General features: G+C 72.0%; 9 protein-coding genes. 1 reads left to right on the top strand and 8 read right to left on the bottom strand.

Annotated features, from left to right (window positions below):
- Positions 1-101: 101 nt before the first annotated feature.
- Positions 102-515: a globin gene (locus tag OG496_RS22050; protein ID WP_405972104.1), complete on the bottom strand. Its 414-nt coding sequence runs from the start codon at positions 513-515 to the stop codon at positions 102-104.
- Between the two features lie 77 nt (positions 516-592).
- Here OG496_RS22050 and OG496_RS22045 point away from each other — a divergent pair, with 77 nt between their 5' ends.
- Positions 593-1,558, top strand: coding sequence for a methyltransferase domain-containing protein (locus OG496_RS22045; protein ID WP_405972103.1), 966 nt, complete (start codon positions 593-595; stop codon positions 1,556-1,558).
- A gap of 49 nt (positions 1,559-1,607) precedes the next feature.
- Here the strand turns inward: OG496_RS22045 and OG496_RS22040 are convergent, their stop codons facing one another.
- The 7 genes from OG496_RS22040 to OG496_RS22010 all read right to left on the bottom strand — a co-directional run bounded on the left by OG496_RS22040 (position 1,608) and on the right by OG496_RS22010 (position 12,898).
- Positions 1,608-3,545, bottom strand: a complete 1,938-nt coding sequence (locus OG496_RS22040) for an FHA domain-containing protein (RefSeq protein WP_405972102.1) — start codon at positions 3,543-3,545, stop codon at positions 1,608-1,610.
- Positions 3,546-3,606: 61 nt separating this feature from the next.
- Positions 3,607-4,953 carry a VWA domain-containing protein gene (locus OG496_RS22035; RefSeq protein ID WP_366490769.1) on the bottom strand — a complete coding sequence of 449 codons (1,347 nt, stop codon included), beginning with the start codon at positions 4,951-4,953 and terminating at the stop codon, positions 3,607-3,609.
- Between the two features lie 114 nt (positions 4,954-5,067).
- On the bottom strand, positions 5,068-6,411 hold the full coding sequence (locus OG496_RS22030) for a PP2C family serine/threonine-protein phosphatase (protein WP_405972101.1): 1,344 nt from the start codon (positions 6,409-6,411) through the stop codon (positions 5,068-5,070).
- Positions 6,412-8,952 (bottom strand): tetratricopeptide repeat protein, encoded by a 2,541-nt coding sequence (locus OG496_RS22025; RefSeq protein ID WP_405972100.1) that lies wholly within the window; start codon positions 8,950-8,952, stop codon positions 6,412-6,414.
- Between the two features lie 26 nt (positions 8,953-8,978).
- A complete protein-coding gene (locus OG496_RS22020; RefSeq protein ID WP_405972099.1) occupies positions 8,979-10,310 on the bottom strand; it encodes a hypothetical protein in 1,332 nt (443 codons plus the stop codon).
- Positions 10,311-10,376: 66 nt separating this feature from the next.
- Entirely contained in the window at positions 10,377-11,438 is a 1,062-nt protein-coding gene (locus OG496_RS22015) for a glutamate ABC transporter substrate-binding protein (RefSeq protein WP_405972098.1), read from the bottom strand.
- 14 nt (positions 11,439-11,452) lie between these two features.
- Positions 11,453-12,898, bottom strand: a complete 1,446-nt coding sequence (locus tag OG496_RS22010) for a hypothetical protein (protein ID WP_405972097.1) — start codon at positions 12,896-12,898, stop codon at positions 11,453-11,455.
- Positions 12,899-13,012: the final 114 nt, after the last annotated feature.

The raw sequence follows: 13,012 nt of genomic DNA, 5'->3' as shown, positions 1-13,012 counted from the left end.
AGGGGACCGGCGGTGAGTAACCGTTTGCGACCACTGCTTGACCGGATCGTGACCGGATACCGGCGCCGTACGACCGGAATCCGACGTTCAGTGAGCGGCGGTCAGCCCGCCGTGTTCACCATCGAGGCGGCCGCGTACGTCAGGTAGTTCCACAGCGTGTGCTCGTGCTCCTCGGACAGGCCGAGTTCGTCGACGGCGACACGCATGTGCTTCAGCCAGGCGTCGTGTGCGGCCTGGTCGACCTGGAACGGGGCGTGGCGCATGCGCAGGCGCGGGTGGCCGCGGTTGTCGCTGTACGTCGTCGGGCCGCCCCAGTACTGCATCAGGAAGAGGGTGAAGCGCTCCTCGGCCGGACCCAGGTCCGCCTCCGGGTACATGGGCCGCAGCAGCGGGTCCCCGGCGACGCCCTCGTAGAAACGGTGGACGAGGCGGCGGAAGGTCTCCTCCCCGCCGACCTGCTCGTAGAAGGTCTGCTCCTGAAGCGTGCCGCGCCGAATCTCGTTCACACTCCCCATGGTCTCAGACGGGGCGGCGGAGGACTTCGGACTTAGGACCGCTCGCCTCCCGGCCGCTACGGCAGGACAGTGGACGTATGAGCGCGCACGCTCTCGACAAGGACCTGGACGCCGTCGCCGTCTCCGCGCGGGCGGAACTGGTGCGGGCGATCGGCCTGAGCGGCGCCTGGGACACGGACCCCGGGTGGCGGGCGGTGTTCGCGGCGGTGCCGCGGCACCTGTTCGTGCCGTACTACTACGTGGCCGTCGCCGACGGGAACGAGCGGTTGTGGCGGGACAGCCCCGACCCGCGCACCCGGGAACGCTGGCTGCGCGGGGTCTACGCCGACGTACCGCTCGCCACGCGGCTGCGGGACGGGGAGTTGGTGTCGTCCAGCAGCCAACCCTCCCTGATGGCACGGATGTTGGCCGAGCTGCGGGTCGCGGACGGCGACCGGGTGCTGGAGATCGGCGCGGGGACGGGCTACAACGCGGCGTTGCTCGCGGAGCGGCTCGGCGACGAGCAGGTGACGACCGTGGACCTGGAACCGGAGATCACCGAGTCCGCCCGCACCCACCTCGCCGACGCGGGCCACCGCCCGACCGTCGTCACCGGCGACGGCACCCGCGGAGTCCCCGAACACGGTCCCTACGACCGCATCATCGCGACCTGTGCCCTGACGTCGATCCCGCGAGCCTGGCCGGCCCAGTGCAGCCCCGGCGCCCGCATCCTGGCCCCGCTTGCCACCGGCCTGATCGCCCTCACCGTCCGCGACGCGACCCACGCGGAGGGCACCTTCCTGAACACGGCCGCGTACTTCGTCCCCCTGCGCGGCACCGAACCCGCCGTACAGGGCGAGATCCCGCACCGCCCCGGCGACCACGAACTACTCCGCTTCCTGCTCACCCTCACCCACGGCACGCTCGATCCGCAGGAGGCCCGCGAGCTGTGGGAGCACGAGGGGAGACCAGGCCGAGAGCGCTACGGTGTCACGGTCGGCGGTGAAGGTGTGCGGGCATGGCTGGATGCCCCGGAGGGGCCGTACACCTGGCCTCTCCGGTAACTACTACGTCCCTGCAAGGGGCGCGGGGCTGACAGCAGACGGCTGGGTACTAACCCCGCCGAACCGTGATCGTCGTCCAAGCCCCGACGTGCACCCGATCCCCGTCCTGCAACGGCACCGGTACGAACGGCTGGATCGGCTCCTCGCCGCCATTGACGGTCGTGCCGTTCGTCGAGTTCTGGTCGACAACCGCCCAGCTCCCGTCCGGCTGCTGCACCAGCACCGCGTGCTGATGCGAGACACCCGGGTCCTCCGGCGGCACCGACAGGTCGATGTCGGGAGACTCGCCGGTGGAGTGCCGGCGACGGCCGATGGTGATCTGGTTGCCGGTGAGCTGGCGCTGCTGCTCGGGCGAGTACGCGGGCAGGTTGAGGCCCGCGGCCTCCGGCCCCGAACGCTGCATCATCGCCATGAAGTACTCGCGGTCCGGGCCGATCGTCGCCATCCACGTCGTCGGCTGCTGCTGGTACGCCTGACGCGGCGGAGGCGGTGCCTGGGTCGAACCGGGCTGCGGATAGCCGTAGCCACCGCCACCCTGACCGGGACCACCAGGTCCGCCCTGACCACCGGGTCCGCCCGGGGAGCCGGGGGTCGGCGGGGAGATCACCCAGTCGTCGTCACCGCCGCCGAAGGGCGAGCCGCCCTGCTGCGGGCGGTTCGTCTCCTGCGGGAACCCGGGCGGGGCCGGCGGGGCGGACTGCTGGAAGGCCTGCGGGGCGCCGCTCGTCCCACCGGGACCCGCGGGCGGGGTCGGTCCGGGGGGCGGCGGGATCGGGCGCGAGGGGTCCGGGCCGAAGTTCGGCGGACCCTGCGGGTTCGAGGGCTCGTTGCCGAACGGTCCGGGCGGACCCTGCCGCTCGCCGCCGAAGGTGCCGGGGCGGCCGCCGCCGAAGTCGCCCTGGCGGGGGCGCTCGTTGCCGAACTGGCCGCCGGGACCCGGGGGTTGCTCATTGCCGAACGGGCCGGGACGGCCGGACGCCTCGTTGCCGAAGGGAGGGGGCGGGCCGGAGGGGTCGTTGCCGAAGGGGCGCGGCGGACCGGACGGGTCGTTGTTCCCGAAGGGCGCGGGACCGCCACCCTGACGCTCACTACCGAAGCCCTGCGCGCCGCCGGGGCCACCGGGACCGCCCTGCCGCTCATTGCCGAAACCTTGCGAGCCGGGGCCACCAGGGCCGCCCTGCCGCTCGCCACCAAAGCCTTGCGAGCCCTGGCCACCGGGACCACCAGGTCCACCCTGACCACCGGGACCGCCGCCCGGGCGCTCACCGCCGAAGCCTTGCGACCCGGGGCCGCCAGGACCGCCGGGCCCACCCTGCCGCTCATTGCCGAAGCCCTGCGAGCCCTGACCACCGGGGCCACCAGGCCCACCAGGTCCGCCCTGGCCACCGGGTCCGCCTTGGCGTTCGCCGCCGAACCCCTGCGGGCCGGGCCCACCCTGCCGTTCGCCACCGAAGCCACCGGGACCGTTCGGTCCGCCAGGACCACCGGATCCACCAGGTCCGCCGGGCGCACCAGGTCGCCCCGTCGGCTCGCTGCCGAACGGGGGTATGGGTTCCGCGGGCCGGTTCATCTGCGACGGCCGCGAGCCCTGGTACTCGTAGGGGTCACCGCCGTACGACTGACCGGGACCGGGACCGGGACCGGGCGGCGGGGGCTGCTGCTGGAAGCGGGACGCCGGGCTCGGGCCGGGGCCGGGGCCCGGGGTCGAGGGGCGCGGCGCGGCCGGGGTGTACGACGTCGCCGTGTTCGTGAGGAAGTTCCACCGGCACTCCTCGCAGAACGGCGCACCGCCCTCGCGGGGCGTGCGGCACTGCGGGCAGAGCTCCGCCTCGGCGGACGGGCCGCGGCCGGGCGCGGGCGGCGGGAAGCCGTAGCCGCCGCCGGGGGGCGGGGGAGGGGGCGGGGGCACGGCACCGGCCATGCGGTGACCGCAGACCTCGCACCAGTCGTCGGAACCCGACTGGTGTCCGTTCGGGCAGGTCGGCATGTCGGCGCGTCCCCCTTTCGCACAGGGTCGTTCTGGGTCTCACGGAGTCGTGCTGGCTAAGTCACTTCTTTACACGAACAGTCTTTGTGGACCGTGTTTCGAGAGTCATCTCGTCGGCCTCCGCGACCTTCGCCTTCAGTCGCACAGTACCCGCCGCGGCATCGACCACGTCCACCACCTTCGCAAGCAGTTTCGCAGTATCCGCGTTTCCGGAGACGCTGGCGAGCTGAACGGCCCGTCCCAGTTTGGCCGTTGCTCCGTCGACATCTCCCGATTTGCGGAGATCGAGCCCTTGTTGGATGACTTGCGCCAGTTCGGCCTGGCCGGTGTAGTGCGCGACCTGCGGGTTGATGGACGTGGACGCCACCATGTCGTCGGTCCATACGGCCTTCACCAGGCCCTGGGCGCCCAGGTTTTGGGTGCTTCCGTCGGGCTGCGGGACGACCAGCGAGACCCGGGCGGCGAGCATCTCCTGGCCGATGCCGGCCTCGGGGACCTCGACGCACACGTGGTAGTCACGGGACTCGTCTCCCCAGGACCCGGTGGGGTAGTCCCCCGCGCGGGGTCCCGCCTCGGTGCGGCGGTCGGTCAACTCCTCGACCCTGGGCGCGACTTGCTTGACGAACTTGATGGCCGTGCCCACCGGCGTCCACAGCCGCAGCGCGACGTCCGCGACCTCCTTGCCCATCGCCGTCTCCATCATCTTCGTGAAGTCGGCGGAGAGGGCGGCCGGGTCGGCGACGATGTCGGCGGTGCCGAGCAGCGCGGAGGCGATCCCTGTGACTTCTTTCACTTCCCAGTCGGTGCCGACGCCCCGCGCGTCACAGGTGAAACGTCCGGCGCAGGAACCGAGGGCCGCCTTCAGGTCCTCCGGCGCCTCGTGCTCGTTGCGGCCGTCGGTCAGCAGGATGCCGTGGCGGATGGAGACGTCCGCGGAGGACAGCAGCCGGTCGGCGAGGCGCAGCCAGGTGCCGATCGCCGTACCGCCGCCCGCGCTCAGCTTGCGCAGCGCCTGCTTGGCCTGGTCGCGGGTCCGGGCGTCGGCGACCGCGAGCGCCCCGCCGCCCGGATAGACCTCCTTGGCGACATGCGTGCCGCCGATCACCGCGAAGTGCACCCCGTCGCGCAGGGTGTCGATCGCGGCGGCCGTGGCGTCCCGGGCGTTGCGCATCTTGGTCGGCGGGTAGTCCATCGACCCCGAGCAGTCGACCATGATCGCCACGGCCGCGTCCGGGCCCTGCCCGGCCGAGTACAGGTGGGGCGCCGCGACCGGGCTCCCGATGGTGCCGCCGCCGGTCGAGGTCACCGTGACGATCGCGTTGACCTCGCGGCCGCCCTCCGGCAGGTACTCGTTCTGGTACACGTCGACCGAGAACTGTGGCACGTTCGACTTCGAGAAATTGGCCATGCCTACTCTGATCCCCCTCAAGTACCCCACCTGAATGGGGCGATGACTATGTGCGGACCGGTCCCCACCGGTCCGAGGCCGACGTTTCTTCGCGATCCCGCGGTTTTACGGCCTTCAGCCGATTACTGCCCCTTGCGGCGGGGCGGGGAACGGCACGACGGCCACTGTTACGTTGTCGTGGCCCCCGCCGTCCAGCGCGTGGCCGACCAGCACCTGGGCGCTGTGCAGCGGACGGACCGCCGCGTCGGCGGGGACGATCTCGGCCATCTCCTCGGCGGACTCCGCGTAGTTCCACAGTCCGTCCGTGCAGACCACCACCACGCCGGGGCGGTCCGGCTTGAACGAGGCGGTGTGCGGCTCCAGTTCGTACGCGTCCGCGCCGAGCCAGCCGGTGATCGCGTGGGCGCGCTCGTCGGCGTAGGCCTCCGCCTCGCTCATCAGGCCCGCGGCGACCATCTGGGCCGCCCACGAGTCGTCCTCGGTGAGCCGGGCCGGCGGTGAACTGCGGTCCACCGGGATCCAGTAGGCGCGGCTGTCGCCGACCCAGCCGACGACGAGAAGGGTCGGGGTGACGATGGAGCCGACCAGTGTGCAGGCCGGCGCGTTCTGGTGCGGGGCGTGCTCGCGGGCCGTGGCGGGCTCCTGGGCAAGGGAGTTGACCGCGTGCGAGGCCGCGATGATCGCCTCGTGCATCGCCGCCTGCGGATGCGTCCCCTGCGGCAGCGCGGCCAGCAGCGCCTCGCCCGCCTCCCGCGAAGCGGCCAGCGAGGCCGCGTCGGGCCGGGTAGCCGACGACACCCCGTCACACACGATCGCGACCAGCGCGGGCGCCCCGTCGGGCAGCACACACTGTCCTACGGCGAAGGCGTCCTCGTTGCGGTGGTGGCGCAGCCCGCGGTCGCTGACCGCCGCGAGCGGGCCCAACTCCTGTTCCATGTGGTCGCGTTCGCGGGGCTGGGCGTGCCCGCAGTTCTCGCAGTAGCCGTCCGGGTCGACCCGGCCCGAGCGGCAGGCCACGCACACCTTGACGCCCTCGCCCGCGGTCGGCGGATCGGCGGCGACCCGCGGGTCCGGCGCCTGTAGGGGGTACTCGTCGGGCTCCGGCGGCCGGTCGAACCGTACGCCCGTGGCCGGGGAGACCGGCGAACCGGTGGGCGGCAGCGGGGCGTTGGACGGCAGGGGGGTGCCGCCCGAGTCGGTGCCGGCCAGATCGGTGGGCAGATGGACCGCCGGCGGGGTCTCGGAGTTCTCCGGCTGGGGCACCACGGGCCAGTCCACGTCCGCGGCCTCCTCGGGGGGGAGCGGCACCGCGCCGTTCATGGTGAGCGTCGGGTGGTCGTCCGGCGGCGCGGGCACGGCGGACAGGTCGTATCCGCACGCGCCGCAGAAGCGGTCACCGGACTCCAGGGGCTCTTCGCAGCTCGGGCAGGCGGAGAGCTGGGGCATCTGCGACATCAACTACACCCACGTCCGGGGGCGGTAACGGTTGGCTCGTTCCACCAGGTCGATCCTCTCCTCGCCGTCCCGTGCCAGCCGGGCCAGCGTGCGGTACGAACGCTCCAGGCCGAAGCGGAGTCCCCGCTCGTCCAGTTCGCTGCCGAGCAGCTCCCGCCGCGTGAGCGGTACGGAACCCTGGCCTCCGGAGAGTATCCAGTCGAGGGCGCGGCCGAGGACCTCGGCCGACAACCGCTCGCGCCGGACCGCGTCCAGACCGTATCCCTCCAGCGCTTCCACCTGTCCGGCGGCCGCGGTCAGATCGTCCAGGAACGGCGTGTCGTCCGCCGTCGCGGCCCGCTCCCGAAGCCGCGCCCGCACGGCGGCCACCCGCGCGGCCGTGTAGTGGATCGACGCCTCGGGCACCGACTCCAGCGTCCGTACGGCGCCCTTCCGGTCGCCGGTCGCGAACTGGACGCGGGCCAGGCCGAACGCCGCGCTCACATAGCTCGGGTCGGTCGACCACACCAGCCGGTAGTACTCGGCCGCGTTGTCCAGCTGCCCCAGCACCTCGGCGCACAGGCCCAGCGCCAGCTTCGGTGCGGGCTCGCCCGGGAAGGCGTCGTAGATCGCGTCGAAGGACAGCGCGGCGGCTTCGAAGTCACGGGTCGCCAGCGCGGCCACGCCCGTGTACCAGACCACCCGCCAGTCGTCGGGCCGCTCGTCCTCCAGCTTCGCCAGGGCGTCCAGCGCGGTGTACGAGTCGCCGTTCTCCAGCCAGGCCCGGATCTGCCGCAGCCGGGTCTCCACGGACGGCGACGGTGCGGACGCGAGCGCGCCGAGCAGTTCGGTCGCCGCGGTCGCCATCAGGCCCGCCAGGAAGCCCGCGTTGGGGTCGCTCGGGTCGACGTGCGGAACGGGCAGCGCGAGCGCCACGGCGGGGGAGTCGACCTGCTTGACGGTGCTCGGGGCGCTGCCGTTGAGCGCGGTCAACACCGAACTGCCATTGGGGCGTTCGGCAAGTGCCGTGCCGGAGCGGGCACTTGGGGTCCGCTTCGGCGGCAGTACCGCTCTCGCCCCCAGCAGGGACACGTCCCCGTCCAGCGTCGGGAACAACTCCGTGTCCGTGACCTTGAGTTCGGGCCCGAACAGGGTGGACAGCGACGGGCGGGCCCGGCCGGTCTGCAGCGAGACGACCTCGCGCAGGACGCCCGTCAGCTGCTCGGCCATCTCCTGCGCGGAGGCGAACCGGCGGGCCGGGTCGGGGTCGGTGGCGCGGACCAGGAGCCGGTAGAACGACTCGTAGCGGCGGAAGACCTCGATGTTGTCCGGGTCGGGCAGGGAGTCCACGAAGACGTTCGTGTAGCCCTGGAAGTCGAAGGTCATCACCGCGAGGGTGCGGGCGACGGTGTACAGGTCGCTCGCCACCGACGGGCCGACCTCCGCGACCTCCGGCGCCTGATAGCCCACCGTGCCGTAGATGGCCGACTCGTCGTCGTCCATCCTGCGCACCGCGCCCATGTCGATCAGCTTGAGCTGGTCCTCGGTCTGGATCGCGTTGTCGACCTTGAAGTCGCAGTACAGCAGGTTGCGGCTGTGCAGGTGGCCGAGCGCCTCCAGGGCCTCGATGCCGTACGCGCAGGCCTGTTCCACCGGCAGCGGATCGCGCTTCCCGCCTTCCGTACGGCGGTCGTTGGCGATCTCCTTGAGGGACTTGCCGCCGACGTACTCCATGACGATGTACCCGTCCAGCGAACCCGTCCGCTGGTCCAGGTGCTCCACGAAGTTGTAGATCCGCACGATGTTGGCGTGCTCGATCTTGGCGAGGAAGCGCCGCTCGGAGATCGCGGCCTCCATGGCGTCCTGGTCGCCGGTGTCGAGGAGGCCCTTGAGGACCACCCAGCGGTCGGAGACCGCGCGGTCCACGGCGAGATAGACCCAGCCGAGGCCGCCGTGCGCGAGGCAGCCCACGGTCTCGTACTGGCCGTGCACGATGTCGCCGGCTTCCAGCTTGGGCGTGAACGAGTACGGGTTGCCGCACTTGGTGCAGAAACCCTCCGTGCGCCCCGGGCTGTCACCGCGGGAGCGCCCCACCGGCGCACCGCAGTCCGAGCGCGAGCAGAACCGCTTGCGCTCGGGCACCTCCGGGTTCTCCAGGACCATCCCGCGCGGATCGGGCCGCGGCACCGCCGGCACCTGCACCAGGCCGACGCCGAGCCGGCCGCGGCTGGAGGTCCCGGACGACGAGCCGGAGCTGCGCACCGACACCGAACGGCCGGTGGACCGCCCCGACTCCGAGCGCGAGAGCCGCCCCGACACCGAGCGCCGGGACTTCGACGACTGCGACGACGTACGCGAACTGCGGCTGCTGGTACGGGAACTGCCGCTCCCCGTGCCCCGCGAGCCCTTGCCGCTGGTCATCCCGGTGGGCGGCGAGCTGATCGCGCCCTTCGCCGACACCACCGGCGCCAGACCGCACGTGTCGCAGTACAGCTCGCCGCCGCCGACGTCCTCGTACGACCCCTCGCAGCCCGGCCGTTGACACTTCTGCTGTGTCTCGCTCATGACCGACCCCGCTTCTTCCTCGTCACTCACGCGCCCGGCCCCCTCTGGTCCTCGGGACCGCCCTGCGGATGTGTCCGCGGAGCGTTGAACTGCTCGGCGGCCGCGTGCTGGTAGCGCAGCACCGCCTGTTCGGCGACGCGCAGGTCGCAGGGCGCGCTCCACAGCATGCGGCGGGCCGCGTCGTACCGCTCGATCAGCAGCGGGTCCTCCGCGAGGCCGTGCCGGGCGACCTTCGCCTTGTACGCGTCGAGGCGGCCGCGCAGCTCCGCGCGGACCGCCAGCGGCTGGGTGACCGCGGTCAACGACTCGCGGGCGCGCAGCAGTTCGTCCTCCGCCTTCTGCTCCAGGGACTCCAGGAGCGGGGACAGACGGTGCCACTGGGCGTGTCTGCGGTACTCGGCGGCCGTCGACAGCTGCTCCTGGAGCACGGTCGGCGGTCCGCCGACGACCGGCACCTCCGTGGCGGCGATCTTCGCGAGGACCTCACCGCGCGCGGTGCGTGCCTCGGAGAGGGTGCGGTCCGCGCGGGAGAGCACGTCCCGCAGCTTCACCAGCCGCGCCTCCGCGTCCTGCCGGACGGTGAGCACGGCGTCGATCTCGCGGCGCACGTCCTCCAGGGCGCGCGCCTCCCGGTCGTAGACCGTGGTGTCCGGGCGGCCGCCGCCGGGGGCCGAACTGCCCTGCGCGCGCACCCAGTAGGCCAGCGGGTCGGAGATCACACGCTCGCGCAGGTCGGTCAGGACGCGTGTGATGCGCTCCAGGTCGTCGCCCGCCGGGTGTTCGCCCGGGCGGACGCCGACGGAGTGGGCGAGCTGGCGGGTGCGCTGCAACTCCGCGGCCAGTAAATCGATCCGGGCGGGCAGCGCCGACCACACCGCGTCGGAGGTGACCACCATGTCCAGCGAGTTCGCGTACAGGTCGTTCATCTCGTCGACGAGCGCGCTCAGCGAGAACTGGTGGCTCAGCTTGCTCGAACCGCCGGTCAGCGTCGGCATGTTGGCGGTCGCCGTGGTGGAACCGGCGACCGTGACGGACTCGCCGCGCAGCAGCTCGGTCAGCTCGACCAGGTCCTCACGGCTGGACCAGCGACGCCGGGAGCGGATGCTCTGGGCGGCGCGGAACGCGTCCGTGTAGGCGTCGAAGTACGCCCACAGCAGCGTGATCGACGCGTCGGTGGACGCCCAGCGCTCCTTGGTTGTGCCGGTCAGCTCGGCGCCTTCGAGGAGTCTGCGGCCCGCGTGGTCCTGCAGGGCGAGGAGCGAGGTCTCGATGGCCTCGTGCTCCGCGCCGAGCCGCGCCAGCGCACGGTCCACCTCGTCCCGGTCCATTACCGGCCCGGGGGGTCCCGTGACGCCCATCGATCACCTCTCGCTGCGTTGTGTTCCGTGGAAGGTCCGTTGTGCCGTTCGGTAGTTGACGGTCCGTCACGTGTAGTGCGGGGTCGGCGGGTCGGCCGACTCCGAGTTCTTACCCAGGGTGGGCAGCAGCCATTTCGCGTACGACGCCCGCCAGCCGTCCGGGCTGGTGCGGTAGCTCTCCAGTATTCGGTTGACCCGCTGTACCAGATCGGTGGCGTCCTTGTTCATCGCCACGCCGTAGTACTCCTTGGTGAACGTGGCGCCCTTCAGCTCCACCGTCGGGTCCTGCGCGGCCTGGCTCGCGGCGAGCGCGCCGTCGGTCACCACCGCGTCGGCCTGGCCGAGTTGGAGCTCCACCAGGCAGTCCAGCTGGTTGGCGACGGGCGGCAGGATCCGCACGCTGGCGGGCAGCTTGCCGCTCGCCTTGTCGTCGGTCAGCCGGTCGTTCGCCGTGGAGCCCGACGCGGAGCAGACGCGCTTGCCGGCCAGGGACTTGTCGTAGCCGGTGATCGTCGACGCCTTCGGGGCGAGGACCTGCTGGCCGGTGAGGAAGTACGGGGCGGAGAAGGCCACTTGACCGGCCCGGTCGCAGGTGATCGTCATGGTGCGGACCACCATGTCGACCTGCTTGTCCTGGACCGCCGGGATGCGCTGGTTGGTCGGGATGGCCAGGAACTGAACGCTGTTGGCGGTGTACGAGTCGCCGAAGATGTTCTTCGCGATCGCGGTGACCAGGTCGATGTCGAAGCCCTCCAGGTCACCGGAGGAGCTGTTGGGGTTGCGGTAGCCCCAGCGGTAGCTGTTCTGGTCGATGCCCACCTTCAGCACACCGCGCGCCTTGATGGCGTCGATCGTGGTGCCGTCGGCGTCCGACGGGGACGGGCTCTGGTTCTGGACGGTCGCCTCGTCGCACTTGGGCGCCCTGGCCTGGGTGCCCTGGACCGTCCGCTGACCGCCGAGGGCCGCGCCGCTCTCGCCGCGCGACTGCGTGAGCGGCAGCAGCAGCACGAAGGCGACCGCGAGGACGCAGACGGCCGCCATCGCGCCCACCCCGCCCCAGCCCCGCAGACCGGCCCGCACGCGTCGTACAGCGTTCAGCCGGCGAAAGAAGTCACTCCGTGCGCGCATCGTCACGCCCCCTTTCACCGGTACTCCGACAGCCTGCGCCCGATGCCCAGGACGGCCCCGGCCGCACCCAGCACCGCGAGCACCGCGGCCCCGGCGGTGAGGCCGGTCATCGCGTCCAGGCCGTCGCCCGCGGACTTCCTGAACTCGCTCGTCTCGTGCTCAAGTGCCGTGTTCAGCGAGGCGTCCACGGCGGTGAAGCACTCGCCGGTCGCGCCGTTCTTGCCGATGACACCGTCACGGGCCTGTTGGTAGAGGCCCTTCTCGTTGTCGTCGCTGACCTTCGCGTGGCGGGCGATCCAGACCTTCATGGAGTTGTTGGCGACCGCGACGGGCTTGCGGCCCGCGGAGTCGTCGGCCAGCGAGTCGGCCAGCTTCAGGCCCTTGCCGAGCTTCGCGATCTCCTGGTCGTACTCGTAGTCGTAGGCGTCCACGACCGTCTTGTCCGCCAGCGTCTTCGTCTCCGCGCCGCGGCTGACCAGCGTCAGGTTCTCGTCGCTGCGCGCCTTCAGGGAGGCGATCCGCGCGTCGTGCAGCACGTTGAGCGACTTCACGCCGTGGTCGTACGAGGCGTCGAGCCCCGCGCGCGCGACGGTGTGGCCGACGACCACCCACAGCAGGACGACCGCGGTGGTCGCCGAGGCGGCGACCAGGCCGTGGTTCAACACCCGGTTCGTGCGCTGGTAGTTGCGCCGCTGGGCCCAGGCCAGACCGCCGAGCGCGAGGAGCCCGAGGGCGATCGCGAACCACGGGTACGGCTTCGCGTCCCCGTAGTCGTCGCTCAGCCGCTGGTTCTCCGTCTTGTAGAGGGTCTCGGCCTTGGGGAGCATCTTGTTCTGCATGGTGTCGTTCGCCGCGCGCAGATAGGCGCCGCCCACCGGGAAGCCCTGCCGGTTGTTGGCGCGGGCCGACTCGACCAGGCCCTTGTACTCCGGCAGCAGTTCGTTGAGCTGCTTGATGGTGGTCGCGGACGACGAGCCCGGGTCGGTGTTGGCGGCGGCCGTCACGAGCTTCGCGGCGGCCGTCCTGATGTCCGCCTCGTACTGGTCGCGGGTCGCCTGCGTCTCCTGGAGCCCCGCCAGATAACCGCTGGCCGCCATCGTGTTGGCGTCGGCGAGCGAGCGGTATATGTCCGCCGCGTCCGAACTGAGCGGCTGGCTGTGGTGGAGCACGTCGCCCGCCGCCGTCGCCCGGGTGTCGGTCTGCCAGGCGGTGACCGCGCCGAACGCGATCACCAGCACGGCCAGCAGCGCGCCGATGGCCCGCAGCCGGCCCGGCTCGGTGGTGGCTGCCGCGCGCAACTGGTCGACGCCCTCGGCGAGCGCCGTACGGCGCGCGGGCGCCGCGTCCGGCGTACGCCGGGGCGCGGGCGCCCCCGACCGGCCCGGCTGCTGCGGCAGCACCGGCATCGTGGGCACCGCGGTGCCCGGTGGCGCCGTACTGCTCTTCTGCGGTTGTGTCACTGCTGACCTCCCCCAGGGTCATCCCGTCGCGGCAAGTATCGCCGCCAGGACTGACATTCCGCACCGGCCTTCACTGGATCTTGATCGGATCGCAGCGCGGTCACCGGATTTCCG

Origin of the sequence: Streptomyces sp. NBC_00988, assembly GCF_045162645.1 — a bacterium.
Lineage (GTDB): Bacteria > Actinomycetota > Actinomycetes > Streptomycetales > Streptomycetaceae > Streptomyces.
The sequence above is the reverse complement of the archived record's forward strand: the minus strand, read 5'-3'. Positions and strand labels throughout refer to the sequence as shown.

Excerpts from the sequence above, each read along its gene's own strand:
- OG496_RS22050 (WP_405972104.1), bottom strand. The coding sequence starts at position 515 with ATGGGGAGTGTGAACGAGATTCGGCGCGGCACGCTTCAGGAGCAGACC.
- OG496_RS22045 (WP_405972103.1), top strand. The coding sequence starts at position 593 with ATGAGCGCGCACGCTCTCGACAAGGACCTGGACGCCGTCGCCGTCTCC.
- OG496_RS22040 (WP_405972102.1), bottom strand. The coding sequence starts at position 3,545 with ATGCCGACCTGCCCGAACGGACACCAGTCGGGTTCCGACGACTGGTGC.
- OG496_RS22035 (WP_366490769.1), bottom strand. The coding sequence starts at position 4,953 with ATGGCCAATTTCTCGAAGTCGAACGTGCCACAGTTCTCGGTCGACGTG.
- OG496_RS22025 (WP_405972100.1), bottom strand. The coding sequence starts at position 8,952 with ATGAGCGAGACACAGCAGAAGTGTCAACGGCCGGGCTGCGAGGGGTCG.
- OG496_RS22020 (WP_405972099.1), bottom strand. The coding sequence starts at position 10,310 with ATGGGCGTCACGGGACCCCCCGGGCCGGTAATGGACCGGGACGAGGTG.
- OG496_RS22015 (WP_405972098.1), bottom strand. The coding sequence starts at position 11,438 with ATGCGCGCACGGAGTGACTTCTTTCGCCGGCTGAACGCTGTACGACGC.